The following is a 15,049-nucleotide window of genomic DNA, read 5'->3' on the forward strand; positions in this document are numbered from 1 at the left end:
AGAGGCGCATTATGACTATAAAAATCACCGCCGAGCAGTTATCCATGCGATTTAAAGAGCGTGTGCTTTTCCACATCCCTGAGTTAGCCATCGGCCCAAATGATGCCATTTATCTCAAGGGTGACAATGGTGTGGGCAAAACTACCCTACTCAAAATCCTTGCTGGCTTGCTAAAACCTTCTACTGGCGATGTTGTTGCACCAAAAGATACGTGGCTGAAAAGACTGACGCGCCGCAACGGCCGTGTCGATGTGATTTATCTCCATCAATCTCCTTACCTTTTTGACGGCACTGTTTATGAGAACGTAGTCTATGGAGTGAAATATCAACAAGACACACCAAAAGACAAGCGAGCTCAAGTTATTCACGCACTACGTATGGTAGGTTTAGAAACATTAGCGGACGAACATATCTCCGTGTTGTCCGGCGGTGAAAAACAGCGTGTTGCCATGGCAAGAGCTTGGATCTTAAAACCGTCGATTTTATTGATGGATGAGCCAAGTGCGTCTTTAGACCAAGAATCCATTGAACGATTGGTGGTGATGGCGAAAGATCTTTTGGATCGTGGTTCCAGTATCGTGGTGACAAGCCATCAAACCAACGCACTGACCGACTTATGTAAAAAACAGTGGTGGATTAAAGACAAGACTTTGATAGAGTCTCCTCTGTTGTATGTCATACCAAAAGAAACATCCCAAGAGAATGCATATGCTTCAACCAACACAAACTAGTTGGGTCATTTTGGCTGGTGGCCAAGCCAGCCGTATGGGTGGAAAAGATAAAGGTCTGATTGAATTAAATCAGAAGCCACTCATCGAACACGTTATTGAACGTTTATCTCCACAAACACCACGCATTTTAATTAATGCCAATCGAAACCAAGATGCGTACAGCAAATTTGGTTTCGTATTTAGTGATCAATTCAAAGATTTCCCTGGACCTATGGGCGGTATTCACGCGGGTTTGATGCATGCTGAAACTGACTGGGTCGGATTTGTACCTTGCGATAGCCCTCAAATTAACACCGACCTTGTCGAGCGTTTCTGCCAGGCAGTCAAAGAAGACAGTGATATTTTAGTCGCGCATGATGGTGACCATCAGCAACCTGTTTTCACGCTCTACCACAAGCGCGTACTGCCAAAACTCACCGCATTTTTAGAACGTGGCGACCGAAAAATCATTCTGCTCTACAAAGAGTGCAACACCAGTTACGTTGACTTTAGCGACTCACCAAACTGTTTCGTCAACTTGAACACTCCGGAAGAACTGGCGCAATTTGGACAATTAGAATCATGAAACACACGCTAAACATCCCTATTCTTGGTTTTGCTGCCTACTCTGGTACGGGCAAAACTACGCTACTTGAAGCATTGCTACCAAAGTTGACCGAAGCAGGTTTACGCATTGGCATGCTAAAACATGCGCACCACAACTTCGATGTCGATAAGCCGGGTAAAGACAGCTACCGTTTACGCAAAGCTGGCGCGTCTCAAATGCTGATTGCTTCTCGCAACCGTTTTGCGTTAATGACAGAAACGCCAGAAGCCGAAGCAGAGTTTGAATACCTATTAACACGTTTTGATGAAGACAACCTCGATGTAGTTTTGGTCGAAGGCTGTAAAAACATCGCGTTCCCTAAAATTGAATTGCACCGTGAAGAAGTGGGTAAACCTTGGCTTTACCCTCACGATGAAAACATCATTGCTATCGCTTCCGACAGTGCGGAGTTAGATTCTGAGCTCCCTCAAATGAACATCAATGATTTGGATGCCATCGCTCAATTTGTTCTTCAATACGTTCAAGATGCAAAAGCACCAAAATCTAAAGAGAAAGACGCCGCATGTTGCGACACACTTTCTCCGGCTTTCCTTTCTGTGGTTCAAGGCCAAGAAAAAATCCTTTCTTTGGTGAACACGGTTTCGGAAATAGAAGCATGCAAGATTGAAAACGCCTATGGCCGCGTTCTCGCGGAACATATCATTTCACCAGTAAACGTGCCGCAGTACACCAACTCCGCGATGGACGGTTATGCCATCCGCAGTGATGATATTGACCGCGATAGCTACCAAGTGGTTGCTGAAGTGATGGCGGGCCATGCGTACGATCAGCCTCTGGAAGTTGGTCAAGCGGTGAAGATCATGACCGGCGCACCAACACCACTTAACGGCGACACAGTGGTCATGCGTGAGCAAGCCTCTCAAGAAGGTGACAAGGTCACCTTTAACGGTGCGAATATCAAAGCAGGCCAAAACGTTCGTCAAGCAGGTGAAGATCTCGCTATCGGCAGTGACGTCTTTACCGCAGGCACTCGCCTAGCCTCTCCAGAAATGGGCATGATCGCTTCGCTTGGTTTTGGTGAAGCGAATGTGTTCCGCAAATTGAAAGTTGCCGTGTTCTCCACCGGTGACGAAGTACAAGCGCCGGGAACAGAGCAAAAAGCGAATTCTATCTACGATTCCAACCGTTTTACCATCATGGGCATGCTTGAAAAGCTCGGCTGCGAGATCTTGGATTTCGGTATTCTGGAAGACAACGAACAGTTAATGATTGAAGCGTTGGAAAACGCATCGGCGCAAGCGGACGTGGTTATGACTTCTGGTGGCGTATCCGTTGGTGATGCGGATTACATCAAACTTGCCTTGGATAAACTTGGTCAAATCGATTTTTGGCGAATCAACATGCGTCCGGGACGTCCACTAGCGTTTGGTCAAATCAACAACAAGCCGTTCTTTGGTCTGCCGGGCAACCCTGTTGCCGTGATGGTCTCTTTCATTAACTTTGTCGAGCCTGCACTGCGTAAGATGCAAGGCGAACAAGGCTGGAAGCCTCTGAAAGTGAATGCCATCGCAACTGAGAATCTTCGCTCTCGACAAGGTCGTACCGAGTTTAGTCGAGGAATCTATGAACTGGATGACACTGGCCGTTTAACCGTTCGTACAACAGGCAAGCAAGGCTCTGGTATTTTGCGCTCAATGAGTGAAGCAAACTGTTTAATCGAAATCTCCCCAGCTATTGATACAGTAAAAGCGGGAGAAAGCGTGACAATTATCCCACTTCAAGGCAGAATCTAGCCCAAACTAGAAATTCAAAGGTCAGCGAGTCTGGCCTTTTTGTTTAATACAGAAACCTTTTCAGAGAGACAGCTATGGCTCGCACCATTCTTTACACTTACAAAGACCAAGACAAAGAACTGACGTTCTCATACCAGCAGCACCGCAACATTCAAGAAGCGGTTGCAGAAGCAGAAGGTATCGATATCACTGAGTTCCTAAAGATGGAGCAACAAATCGAAGCAGTGTCTGACACTAAAGCGGTGCGCAACTACCGCGATAACTACTTCAGAAAATTAGGCTTTAGCAAAATTACCCTAGCTCAAAAAGAAAACCTAGGCGTAGGCAAAAAGAACAAATAAGCTTAGCTGTAAACAGAAAACTCGCGATTCGTCGCGAGTTTTTTTATGCATGCTATTTTTGTTCGTGCTCTATACCCAAGCATATAGAAGTTACTTGGGTATATGAGTTACTTCTATATATAAGTAAAAAGCTCCGTTTTTACCTTGATGGTCTAAACGGGGCGTAGATTTCTTCTTACTTTATATCGAGTAACGTTTCAGTCACTACTTGATGTTTAGGAACGCAGCACCGCGTACACCGCCTGAATCACCGTGTTTTGCTTTGATGATCTTAGGACACTTAGCCACAGACAATAAGTGTTTAGGGATGCGTTTTGGCATCTCTTCATAAATCAATTCGAAGTTTGAAAGACCACCACCCAGCACAACAACATGTGGGTCAGTCGCTGTAAAGATGTTTGCAAAACAGATAGCCAGCAACTCCATAAAACGCTCAACGTGCTCGACGGCTTTCGCCTCACCTTCTGCGTGCGCTTTAATGATGTCGATCGCTTTCTTCTCTTCACCGTAGTAATGGGCGTAGAGCAGCTCGAAGCCTCGACCAGAAAGGTAACTGTCTAAACAACCTTTCTTGTCACAACCACAGCCCAACAGAGGTGCGTTTTCGCCTAAGTGGAACCAAGCATCGATAGGTAAACGAGTATGGCCCACCTCACCTGCTACGTGGTTACGGCCAGAGAAAACTTTACCATCGTAGATAAAACCGCCACCAAAGCCAGTACCTAGGATCAAACCAAGTACAGAAGGCTCATCTTGAAGCTCTTCGTCCCATGCTTCTGATAGCGCAAAACAGTTCGCATCGTTTTCAATCTTTACGCTGCGACCGATTTTCGCTTCAAGGTCCGCGCGCAGTGGTTTGCCTTTCGCCGCAGGAACGTTAACCGTTAATACCGTTGCATCATCGGCGTCTTCCATACCTGGCAGGCCAAGACCAATGGTGCCTTCGCAACCAAACTCTGCATCGTATTTGTTAACCAATTCCGCAATGGTATCAACCAGCAGCTCGTAGTTGTCTGTTGGTGTAGGTACACGTTCCGTCGCTACACGCTCAAGCTTCTCGTTAAATGCACCAAATTCAATTTTAGTGCCACCGACATCAAAGCCGTAATACATGTATTTCTCTCCTAAAAAATGCTTAAACGACTCCAAAAATGGCTGGAGTCAAAAGTATAAACTAGTGGCATTATCCATATCTGTACGCCTGCAAACCGTGACCGAATGCAGATTTATCCCCTCACCGCAGCCAGTTGAACAACATGCCATCAACAAAAGTTCATTCCTTAGAGTCAGCTCTCGGTTTTCACCCACTCTTTGAAACGTTTTAAATGCGGTCGGTTGGGATCGTTTTTGACTCGGGTCTTGGTCAACATGTAGGTTTCTCTAAAGGCTTCAAACCACAACTGCAGGCATTCCGATGCTTTATTCTCACCGGCTTGTTTCAAAACTAACGTCGCGACTTCGGCGGTTGAAAGATGCTGCTCATTCTCAGAACGGCGCATGATGTATTCAGACAGAGATTCTGGCTCAATAGAAAGCACAGGCAAAGATTTAAGAAAGTCAGAACGACGGAATATCTTTCGTGCCTCACGCCAGCTACCATCAATAAAGATCAGCAACCATTTTTTGTTCTGAGCCTCTTCGTTTACTAATCGCGCAGGCTCCAGATCTTCAATTAAACGAGATGGGTCATCCACATAGTCTGCAGGAAATACAATCACTGGTTGGTAGTTGTCATCCTGTAGTAGCTCCAGCATCTCCTCAGACGGTTCTGTTCGGTTCCATTGATACACGTAAGTCTCTTGAATCGTATCAGCAATTAGACGACCGGTATTACTTGGCTTAAATACTTCGTTTTCAGAAACAATCAACATACATGCAATATTAGCCTTGATGTTTGGCTGAAGATCGCACAAACAGTGTTGCTCAGAAACCTGGCAATATTGGCAACGAACCACTTTACATCCACGCGCGTTGAAAGGCTTGGTTGAGATAGATTGTCGGTACTGATATAAACGGTGGAAAGCGTGAATTCTCATGGTAAGTAATGCCAAGTAAAAAGTAGAGCGCGATTCTACTGACATTATGGTTTCGCCTCAAGATAAGCCCTTCAACGCACCTTACTGTTTGTTGAAATAATTTCACCCTTATCTCGGTCATAGATAAAGTAATAAATAAGGAAATGACAGTGACAGAAACGACGTTTCAAGATCCCTCGTGGATAAGATTAGGCTTTTTTCTCGGCGTATTATTACTTTGTGCCCTTTGGGAAAACAAACTGCCGAGAAAAACACTTACCGCTTCACGTGGGTTTCGCTGGGTCAATAACTTATCACTGGTTGCTGTGAATAGCTTGATTGTTGCGTTAGTCATGCCTATCGCCGCCTTTCAAGCTGCAATTATCGCTCAGGAGCAACAATGGGGACTATTTAATTTGCTCTCGCTGCCCGCTTGGTTAAACGTGCTTCTAGCGGTTATTCTGCTTGATTTCGTCATTTACGTTCAGCATGTGGTCTTTCACTATGTAAAGCCACTGTGGAAGCTTCATCGAATGCACCATGCCGATCTCGACATTGATGTCACTACTGGCGCACGTTTTCACCCCATCGAAATCATCATCTCGATGGGTGTCAAAATTGCCACTGTATTTATCTTAGGCGTTTCTCCTATCGCTATCGTGGTATTCGAAATAGTGCTCAATGCCAGTGCGATGTTTAATCACAGTAATGCAAAACTGGCTTTATCAGCGGATCAGAAACTGCGAAACGTCATAGTGACGCCAGACATGCATCGCGTTCATCATTCCGTGATAGCAAAAGAAACCAACTCGAATTTCGGTTTCTTCCTTTCTGTTTGGGACCGACTTTTTGGGACATATCGAGCTCAGCCTGAACTTGGCCATGATGATGTCGTAATTGGTATACCGGAAATTAGGAATGAAGCAGAACAACGATTAGACAAGCTGTTAACGCAACCTTTTCGCTATAACCGAAGAAGACGCAACAGTTGAAGAAAAGTTTTTGTGGATGAAGTGCGTAAACAAAGCGAATAGACTAAACCTAAACACCAACCAGTTAAACACCACTTCATCCTTGCGATGCTAGCTAGTGGATTCACTCTCCGTTAGTTGACGTTTTTTGTTTAACTGAGTAATACCAACAAATAAACCAACCACACCAAGCACCGTGCACGCCAAAGCATTAGTATTCATTGCTTGTTGTGCTTCTATTGAGCTGTATAGAAAAGCCAGACTGAAGAAAGTGGTACCAAAGCTTAAACCTGTCAGTACGCTGAAACCAGCGAAACTGGCCAAGTCTTTAAAATCGGTCATAACGAATCCCTGTTTACTATCCTTAATTGAGTGATGAAAAGTGAAAGTTAACGAAATATCTGGCGTGATTGTCGATGTTTACGCGCGTTCCATAACCAGATAGATACGCCGAATGAAAAACCTAAAAAGAGTGTTTTCATTTGAAGTGCGGCATTGTTGTCCAATATTTCTAATGTATAGTGAGCGTGCGAGCTAAAAATAACATTGGTCGTCAGAATCAATAGCATAAGTACTAATCCGGAACGACGGTGCTTCACCAACAGATACACCGCTAGTAAGTCTAACAGCCCCAATGAGCTCCAATAAATATTCAACCAGCCTGGCGCAAAAGCATAAGGCAAAAAACCGTTAGCAATGTTGTCATAAAGATGAACCACACCGCCAACTGTCATAAAAAGGCATAAGAGAAACACGACGAATTTATCCATTATCGTTTCCTTATCTGAATGAATGCGCAAAGCATATAGAAGTCAGTTAAACATTTGTAATCTCATAGCCATTTTTGAGATCGACAGTGCCTTTAAACAGTACGCGAGGCGTGTGAAAGAAATTTATTCGCTCCTGATAGAAGCATAGTGTTAGCTTTGGCATTTCGCTCAAATCCGCTAGTTTTCCCAAGTGATAAGGTGAGAAAGGTTGTCAGGCGCGCGATAATAAAGGTATGTCACACTCTACTCTCCTTCACTATTTCAGACACAAAAACAAACTTTTTCGACGGCGGAAAGATACAATCTTCCGAGCATCTAAAGCCTCGTAGCCAGAATCCGTCGTCGAGATCCCGTAGATACAAACCACGTGGATAAGCTTTGTCATTCGAAAGCGGGGAAGACACCACAGTAAGGTACTCTCCCTTCGCCAAGTCAATTTCTTGTAAGCGGAGGTATGGCGCAACAGCTAAAGGACAAGGTGATAGGTTTTGTGTCGACGCCACTTCAATCATTTCTCCAAGGGTCGCGCCAAAATAAAGTCCGAAGTCAAACGGTGTTTTTATCGTTAAAAAGATCGATTGAATGTCATCTGAGCACTCGACTTTGTCATCATCGAATAGTTGTTGGGCGAAGGCATTCAATTGAACACCTTTTTGACTCAAGTGCTTTAACAAGTTCTTCTTTGTTAAACCTCCAACTTGCAACCTCACTTACACCACCCCTTGGTCTATCAGTTTTCGAACTTTTTCCAGTGCGTTCTGAAAAACGGTATGCGCTTGTGAGGAAATATCGCTCCCTATATCGTGCCAAAAGAACGCAAAATCATGTCCGCCATCGTCTTGCGTATGAAACGTCCATGAATCCGCTAGGTCAGCACACTCGCACGAAACAAAGTGCCATACTTGATTTTGAAAGCCACTGTCCCATGAGCATAAATACCGAGCGGAGATAACGTGCGTAATTCCAGATTCTTCAGCAAGCTCCCGCTTTGCAGCCGTGATGTAACTTTCATCAAACGTCTCAATAGTGCCCTTGACGAGCTGAATACCCGCCAACGGATGTTTAAAAAGTAGGAGCTCTTGGTTTTGCTTACGCAGAACGACGGGACAAACTTTATCGATCACAAAACCACTCCTCGTTGTTTAAGCAGAAAGCTTTGGCTTGTTCTGGATATAAAGGAATCGCATGAAGTTGCATGATTCATTCCTTTGAATTCGGACAACATTCTAGCCATCTTGTTTCACCGAGATAGCATTAACACCACGTAGTGATAACTCAGCCCTTAAGAAATGAGCAAGATGCGATATAACTCACTTTTGCGATTTGAATAGCGATGAGAAGTTGCGTAGAAGCAACAAAAAAGCAGAACCGAAGTTCTGCTTATAGAAGATAAAAACATGTCACTTAGGCGGACTGATGTAGCTCGTATTTATGCAACATCGCTTGTTGATGCCCTGCAATTTCTGCCACTTGTTCAGAGCTTTCAACCATGGATTCAAGTTGTAGCTTTGTACGCTCTCCAAGCTCGGAAATATTATTGATGGATTGAGACACATCCGCCGTCGCACGTTCTTGCTCTTCCGTGGCAACAGAGATCTGCTCAACACGCTCTTGAATATGCTTAACCGCGAGGTTGATGTCAGAGAACGTCGATTTCACTTCATTGCTGGAATGCAGCGCGTGGGCCATTTCTTCTCGCGAATCGTTTACCGCTTGGCGAGAACGCTCTGCTGCGGTAATAAGCTCACTCATCATTGCTCGGATGTTCGTTGTTTGTTGAGAAGTATCACTTGCTAGTTTGCGGACTTCATCCGCGACAACAGCAAACCCACGCCCTTGTTCACCAGCTCGAGCGGCTTCTATTGCTGCGTTGAGAGCAAGCAAGTTTGTGTTGTCAGCAATACCACTGATCATGTCGACCATTTCACGAATCTGCTTAACACGCTGGTCTAGTTCTAACATAGATCGCTCATTCATATCCAAAGAGCGTTCAAGTGATTCCAAACGTTCACGGTTTTGTTCCACAACGTGAACGCCTTTTTCAGTGTGCTGGGTAGCAAGCATCGAGTCCTGTGACGAGGCATTTGTCACTGTTGTGATTTCACGAATGGAGGCTTCAAGTTGCGTAATGGTCGTGATCATACTCGCCAATGCTTCATTTTGTGTCGTCAGCCCATCGCTCGTTTGTTCAGCTGCACTGTGGCTTACTTCAGCCGTCTGATAAAGCATTTCACAATTGCGCGTCACCGTTTGAATGGAATCGTGTGTGGAATCGATCACTTGATTCAACTTTCGTGCTACTTCTTTCAGCTCATAAGGGCCGACCTCATCTGCATTGTCACGAAAGTCATGCTCGGTAAGTGCTGAAAGACGCGTTAGTACATTCCTTAACCCTCGGTTTGTCCATGACTTAAGGCTAAACCAAGTAACCAGAATAATGAAAGATATCACGCACGCCGCAAAAACGATCATAACACTCACCGACTCAATGGTCTCATTGACCACACTCTCTTTATCCGCAATCAACTCACCAGCAGCTTGTGATATTTGATCAAGCAACCGCATGGTTTCATCCGCAAGAATCGAAGCCTGTTTAAACTCTGAACGTTGCAATTCCCCTTGTTCTAGTTTGGCGAGGATCAAACGCAGCACGCCCTTTTCACTAAAGCCTTGCTTCACCATCTCGTACGGTGCCGTTAGGCTTGCGTATTCGCTTACTTCTGGATGTAAAGACTGGAAATCTTCATAGGCGAGATTAATACCTGCAATACGGTTACGCATTTCTCGGTATTCTTTTTCGGCTTTGCTCAGTTCAGAATGCATCATCATTACTAAGAACGTGCTTTCCATTGAGCTCGCTGAGGCAATAAATCGGTTGGCGGCATCACTCGATTCAGGATTTTCGGCACTAAGAAACGAGCTGATTCGATTCATTTCCGGGCCGATAGAGCTGAGCCCATAGCGGAACCCACCAACTCCTGCATCGATATCCATTTGAATTTTTATCACTGAAGATTGCTTCAGTAAAATGGACTGCGTGATGTTATGTAAACGCGCTAAATTTGTATCTAACTCCTCAGAGAGTTGTTCAGCAACACCAGAAGCTTCTCCAACCAAACTTTTGCTTTGAGTCGCAAGTGAATCGATTTGCTCTTTTATTAGAGGCAACTCTTTTGGCTCAGTAGTTTGCATACCATGGTTGAGTAGCTTAACCATCTCCAATACATTCCTGGTTAACTTTGCGTTCGCCATCGCGATTGGCAACGCTTTTTGCGACAAGTCTTCAAATTGCTCTCCTACCTGTTCCATTCCTTTGAAACTTGAGACAGAAAGGGCTATAACAAGAGCTATGATAGTTAAAAATGTTGCACTGACAGCCTGAATCAGTGAAAGTGATGTGCGTGAGCGTTTTCGCTTTGCCATAATCAATTTTTATTCTTTCTTAAGGTTGAATCGGTTTTGCAGTGATTCCGTCACATTTGTGAGACAAAACCGTGATTTGCAGCCCATACTATGGATTGGTTATGACACTAATATTTCAGTTGTGAGTCATAGAGATGACAGGTGGTGATTTGCGTCGAGTATATTTTCCTTTGATAATCAGTGTGCTACTAAGCGCCTGCTCTTCGGGGCCTGAACCTAGCGAGCAAGTGCAAGTGACAACACCTACAAATCAGTTATTGGACAATAACCCTGACTTGTTCCAGTTTTATACAGAATGGCATGGCACACCTTATCGCTTAGGCGGCACACAAAAATCTGGTATTGATTGCTCGGCATTTGTGCAAAAAGCCTTTGTCGAGGCTTATCAACTATCGTTACCCAGGACAACGAGACAACAATCGAAACAAGGTGTGGAATTAAATTGGACGGACGCCAAACAAGGAGATTTGGTGTTTTTTAAGACAAGACGGACGACCTATCATGTAGGGATTTACTTGGGTAACAAGCAGTTCATGCATGCGTCAACGTCTAAAGGTGTGATCATTTCAAGAATCGACAACCCATACTGGGCATCTAAGTTTTGGCAAGTAAGAAGAGTTACAATGTAACTCTTCTTACTTTTAGAATTGGAGATGACTGGTATCAAACAATATCAATCGTAAGTAGCAACGGCAGTATCGAATAGGTTTTTAACCAAAGCGATGTATTCATCAAGGAACGTGATCTGTTCATTAGTCGCTTTTTTATGCCATACACCAGCCAATATCTCACCAAGATCTTCAACAACCGCATCCGCCTCTTTTAGTAATTTGAAGCGTACGCTTGAGTGAAGCTCTGGGTTTTGCTCAAAGATCGCCATGATGTTTGAAGCCACCATATCGGTGACGACATCTTCGATGCTTTCGGATCCAGTGTCGCCAATTTCAGTCGTGAAAATATCTAGATTTAGCGACAAGTGCTCGATAAGAGCGAGATATCCATCGGTTTCTAAAACCACTGTTTTTCTCCGTTTATTGCAAGCCTTCGAAGCTGAAAGCGGAATAGTTTCAATAGTAAGACATGTCGAGAAAATTTCATTAACTTATTTCATATTAACAAACATTCACGAACCAACTGGATGTTTTTCAAACAATTGCGCTTTGCCTCACTGCGTTCGGATACAGGGTTTCTTCAAACCTTTTTGTATTTCAGTCATTTTCATGCAAACAAGTTTGGTTACGACCGTTTTCTTTTGCACGATACAACGCAGCATCGGCACTCTTTAACCATTGAGTGTGAGTTTCAAAATAAGGTTTATACTCGCAAACACCAATACTTATCGTGTAATTAATCAAAAAATCTTCCACTTTCACGATCTCTTGCTCAATTCTTTTACGTAAACGCTCCGCGAAATAGCAAGCTTGTTCTTGATTCGTATGAGGAAGCAATACCGTAAACTCTTCTCCGCCAAAACGACCGCACACATCACTGCTTCTTGCTGTCTTTCTTAATAACGAAGAAGTACGACGAATGACTTCATCTCCCGTCGGGTGACCATAGGTATCATTCACTTTTTTAAAGTGGTCGATATCAAATATTACTAATGAGCATGGTCCGTCGATAACTTTTAGGTGAGCAAACTCTTCTTTCAGCGATTGCTCCCAATAAGCACGATTAAATAAACCTGTTAAACCATCTTTGCGACTGATTTCAGACAAATGTTGATTTGTTTCTTTCAAATGAATGCGATTTCTTGCCGTTTCAGAGACATCATTCACTTGAATAGCAATGTGACTGACCTCTCCTGAGAGCCCAATTAACGGGGTGATTACGATGTCTTGATACATGAAATCACTGCTGTTTGAAACCGGAGAAAAATTGTTGAATTTAAAAAGGTACGGCCGGTTTTCCCAGCTAGAGAAGGAACGAGTTTCCAGATCGGCGGCGGTTTTTATCTTGGTTTCTAGCCAAGTTTTTGGCAGCTCTTCAAAATGATCAAATAAACATTGGCCAAGGATTTCTTGTGACAGAACGCCACTGTATGACTGCATAAAACTGTTCCACACACAGACCTTATACTCTTGATCCAACACGATAAGCCCTGAGTCCATCGTATCGAGAATTTGTGTGACCCAATGAAAGTCTGCTATGTCCAGCGTAATATCGGACATTAGATTAGCTCCATGATTTCATAAATAATTTCTACGGATGGTTTATCAATTAAAAACAGTACCTCACACTCAAAATCGAGCGCTTCTGCCATGTAGGTGTATTCGATAGTAAACAGCTCACCTAATTCACCCTGCTCTTCACAGTAAGGCGTTAACGTATCCACAATGCCTGGCTGACGAAGTGAGAATTGCTTGTCGAGCTGATCCCCTAACGATGTGAGAAATGAAGAAACCAGTAAGTTCGAGATATTCAAAATGATTTCATTATGAGGTGTAAACTCAAGCAGATAGCCTAACTTCTCACCAATTTGATTGATGTCTCTACCACGTAAACACACCAGAGCTTCACCATGAATACCGCCACCAACAAACCTCTGTGCAACCGCGACGGAGCCATCACGCCCAACAACGTCGACAAGCGTCATATGAAGTTCGCCATAGGATAACGGACCAACATGTGGAACAGGAAGTTGGATGAACTCGTGTAAGTGGTCTGCCATAATCGCAGCCCCTTTACCAAGTGCAATGTTTGCAATCTCGCGGAATTTGGCTAATGAGGAGAACTCCTCGCAAATCTGGCTTTTAGGATCAATCGAATGGCTAGGCTTGAACGCATAGTGCAGCCCCAATTGTTCATAGAGCGGTATCACCTGCTCTTCTGTCAGAGGCTTAGCGATAAAAGCTTGAGCACCTAGCTCTATGCAGCGCTGTTTTGCCTCTTGTTGAACATCTCCAGAAATAATGACGATTTTAGTCTGGTAGTGACTAACAGGTAATGACTCGAGGACTTCAAAACCGTCCATGATCGGCATCGTTAAATCGAGAAACAAAATATCGATATTTTGCTCCGCAAGAATATTTAGCGCCTCATACCCATCTTGAGCTTCGATCAGGTGCAATGATGTATCTTGTACGATGGAGCGCGCAATGAGCTTTCTTGCAACCGCTGAGTCATCACATATCAGTATTTTCATGTCACCAATGGAACTAACGTCAAAAAAATAATAATACCTGTTGTATACGTTCATCTCCATATGCTATGCCGACAAATCAGAGGCTTATAAGCGATTTGATTCACATTTATACAAATTGACTACACTGAGAGGAAGGTTTCTTTACGAAGTATGCTCAACGTAGCGCCAACACCTTGCTTTTTATCCTAAACTGTTGGTGGTCAAATAGATTCGCGAGGTTTTGTATGTGGCAAGCAATATCGCAACAGCTTTCTGATACTTTATTATTCGAGTACCAGATCACGGAAAAAGTAAGACTGTCTGGTGGGGATATCAGTGAAAGCTACATGATCAATGACGGCGAACAGCGCTATTTCGTGAAAATTAACGATCGCGAGTTTTTGTCTAAGTTTGAAGTTGAGGCAGAAAGTCTGCATCTTTTGCGTGAGACATCTACCCTATTTGTTCCAGAGGTTGTGTTGGTTGGTAAAACCAAAAATGCCTCATTCCTAATTCTTAACTACCTTCCAACAAAGCCATTAGAAGATGGCCCAAACAGCTTTAAATTAGGACAGCAATTAGCTCACCTTCATCAATGGGGCGAGCAAAAGGAATTTGGTTTTGATACGGATAACTATCTCGGGTCCACTCTACAACCCAATAAGTGGCACAAGAAGTGGTGTGTCTTCTTTGCTGAACAACGCATAGGATGGCAATTACAGCTCCTTAAAGAAAAAGGCGTCACTTTAGTTGATATCGACGACTTTATAGATGTCGTAAAACAACTGCTAGCAAACCATGCTCCAGAGCCTTCCTTGCTGCATGGCGATTTATGGAATGGGAATGCGGCTCTCACGGCATGTGGCCCTATCTGTTACGACCCCGCCTGCTACTGGGGTGACAGGGAGTGTGATATTGCGATGACTGAGCTTTTTGGCGGATTTCAACCGGAATTTTATCAAGGTTATGAATCTGTTATGCCACTTTCTGCTGGTTATCAAGAGCGTAAAGATATCTATAACCTTTACCATGTTCTCAACCATTGCAATTTATTTGGCGGCCATTACTTGGAGCAGGCTCAACAAGTTATTAATAAAATTATTTCTTATTAATTTGGAAGCCACTGCATATTTCAAGATGTAAAACCTCGAGGCACATCACTACAGAAAATGACCCTAAGCTCAAGGTTGAGTTTGGGGTCAAGTTTTATACTTATTTCGACTCAATTAGCAACAACTCCACCTAATATCAAAGGAGACTTAACTTTGGATTGTGCCTATTTTCCTTGTAGGCAAAGTAAGTGAAGGGCTGTACTTCCTTAAAGAATAGAGTGT

At 43.7% G+C, this 15,049-nt stretch carries 16 protein-coding genes; 7 read left to right on the forward strand and 9 right to left on the reverse strand.

The features are described 5' to 3' along the window. Positions 1-11 precede the first annotated feature (11 nt). The 4 genes from VEA_RS09820 to VEA_RS09835 all read left to right on the forward strand — a co-directional run bounded on the left by VEA_RS09820 (position 12) and on the right by VEA_RS09835 (position 3,412). Positions 12-731, forward strand: coding sequence for an energy-coupling factor ABC transporter ATP-binding protein (locus tag VEA_RS09820; protein WP_005396189.1), 720 nt, complete (start codon positions 12-14; stop codon positions 729-731). Beyond that, on the forward strand, positions 709-1,296 hold the full coding sequence (gene mobA / locus VEA_RS09825) for a molybdenum cofactor guanylyltransferase MobA (RefSeq protein ID WP_005453897.1): 588 nt from the start codon (positions 709-711) through the stop codon (positions 1,294-1,296). Before VEA_RS09820 ends, mobA begins: the two co-directional genes overlap by 23 nt. Continuing rightward, positions 1,293-3,071 carry a bifunctional molybdopterin-guanine dinucleotide biosynthesis adaptor protein MobB/molybdopterin molybdotransferase MoeA gene (locus VEA_RS09830; RefSeq protein ID WP_006742574.1) on the forward strand — a complete coding sequence of 593 codons (1,779 nt, stop codon included), beginning with the start codon at positions 1,293-1,295 and terminating at the stop codon, positions 3,069-3,071. The genes mobA and VEA_RS09830 overlap by 4 nt, the downstream gene beginning before the upstream one ends. 74 nt (positions 3,072-3,145) lie before the next feature. Beyond that, on the forward strand, positions 3,146-3,412 hold the full coding sequence (locus tag VEA_RS09835; RefSeq protein WP_005377584.1) for a DUF2960 domain-containing protein: 267 nt from the start codon (positions 3,146-3,148) through the stop codon (positions 3,410-3,412). Between the two features lie 204 nt (positions 3,413-3,616). Here the strand turns inward: VEA_RS09835 and nagK are convergent, their stop codons facing one another. Beyond that, positions 3,617-4,525: an N-acetylglucosamine kinase gene (nagK, locus tag VEA_RS09840; protein WP_006742573.1), complete on the reverse strand. Its 909-nt coding sequence runs from the start codon at positions 4,523-4,525 to the stop codon at positions 3,617-3,619. 173 nt (positions 4,526-4,698) lie between these two features. Then, on the reverse strand, positions 4,699-5,448 hold the full coding sequence (locus tag VEA_RS09845) for a tRNA-uridine aminocarboxypropyltransferase (protein WP_041853036.1): 750 nt from the start codon (positions 5,446-5,448) through the stop codon (positions 4,699-4,701). Between the two features lie 149 nt (positions 5,449-5,597). On the opposite strand from VEA_RS09845, the gene VEA_RS09850 reads away from it, so the two are divergent. Next, entirely contained in the window at positions 5,598-6,419 is an 822-nt protein-coding gene (locus VEA_RS09850) for a sterol desaturase family protein (protein WP_012841839.1), read from the forward strand. 90 nt (positions 6,420-6,509) lie between these two features. Here the strand turns inward: VEA_RS09850 and VEA_RS09855 are convergent, their stop codons facing one another. The 4 genes from VEA_RS09855 to VEA_RS09875 all read right to left on the reverse strand — a co-directional run bounded on the left by VEA_RS09855 (position 6,510) and on the right by VEA_RS09875 (position 10,591). Further along, entirely contained in the window at positions 6,510-6,740 is a 231-nt protein-coding gene (locus VEA_RS09855) for a hypothetical protein (RefSeq protein ID WP_012841840.1), read from the reverse strand. A gap of 47 nt (positions 6,741-6,787) precedes the next feature. Beyond that, complete coding sequence (locus tag VEA_RS09860) at positions 6,788-7,168, reverse strand: hypothetical protein (protein WP_012841841.1); 381 nt, start codon at positions 7,166-7,168, stop codon at positions 6,788-6,790. Positions 7,169-7,878: 710 nt separating this feature from the next. Continuing rightward, positions 7,879-8,292, reverse strand: coding sequence for an NUDIX hydrolase (locus VEA_RS09870; RefSeq protein ID WP_012841842.1), 414 nt, complete (start codon positions 8,290-8,292; stop codon positions 7,879-7,881). A 280-nt stretch (positions 8,293-8,572) separates the two neighbouring features. Next, positions 8,573-10,591, reverse strand: a complete 2,019-nt coding sequence (locus VEA_RS09875; protein ID WP_006742570.1) for a methyl-accepting chemotaxis protein — start codon at positions 10,589-10,591, stop codon at positions 8,573-8,575. Positions 10,592-10,725: 134 nt separating this feature from the next. Between VEA_RS09875 and VEA_RS09880 the strand changes: the two genes are divergently transcribed. Next, positions 10,726-11,220 carry an NlpC/P60 family protein gene (locus tag VEA_RS09880; RefSeq protein ID WP_005396208.1) on the forward strand — a complete coding sequence of 165 codons (495 nt, stop codon included), beginning with the start codon at positions 10,726-10,728 and terminating at the stop codon, positions 11,218-11,220. Between the two features lie 44 nt (positions 11,221-11,264). Here VEA_RS09880 and VEA_RS09885 read toward each other — a convergent pair whose 3' ends face one another. From VEA_RS09885 to VEA_RS09895, 3 genes are all read right to left on the reverse strand, one after another. Further along, positions 11,265-11,609, reverse strand: coding sequence for a DUF3802 family protein (locus tag VEA_RS09885; protein ID WP_005396212.1), 345 nt, complete (start codon positions 11,607-11,609; stop codon positions 11,265-11,267). A 190-nt stretch (positions 11,610-11,799) separates the two neighbouring features. Next, on the reverse strand, positions 11,800-12,762 hold the full coding sequence (locus tag VEA_RS09890; protein WP_005396213.1) for a GGDEF domain-containing protein: 963 nt from the start codon (positions 12,760-12,762) through the stop codon (positions 11,800-11,802). After that, on the reverse strand, positions 12,762-13,736 hold the full coding sequence (locus VEA_RS09895) for a response regulator (protein ID WP_005396215.1): 975 nt from the start codon (positions 13,734-13,736) through the stop codon (positions 12,762-12,764). Before VEA_RS09895 ends, VEA_RS09890 begins: the two co-directional genes overlap by 1 nt. Positions 13,737-13,960: 224 nt before the next feature. Between VEA_RS09895 and VEA_RS09900 the strand changes: the two genes are divergently transcribed. Continuing rightward, positions 13,961-14,827, forward strand: coding sequence for a fructosamine kinase family protein (locus VEA_RS09900; RefSeq protein ID WP_005396217.1), 867 nt, complete (start codon positions 13,961-13,963; stop codon positions 14,825-14,827). The last annotated feature ends 222 nt before the right edge of the window (positions 14,828-15,049 follow it).

It is taken from the genome of Vibrio antiquarius (assembly GCF_000024825.1).
In the GTDB taxonomy this organism is placed as follows: Bacteria; Pseudomonadota; Gammaproteobacteria; order Enterobacterales; family Vibrionaceae; genus Vibrio; species Vibrio diabolicus.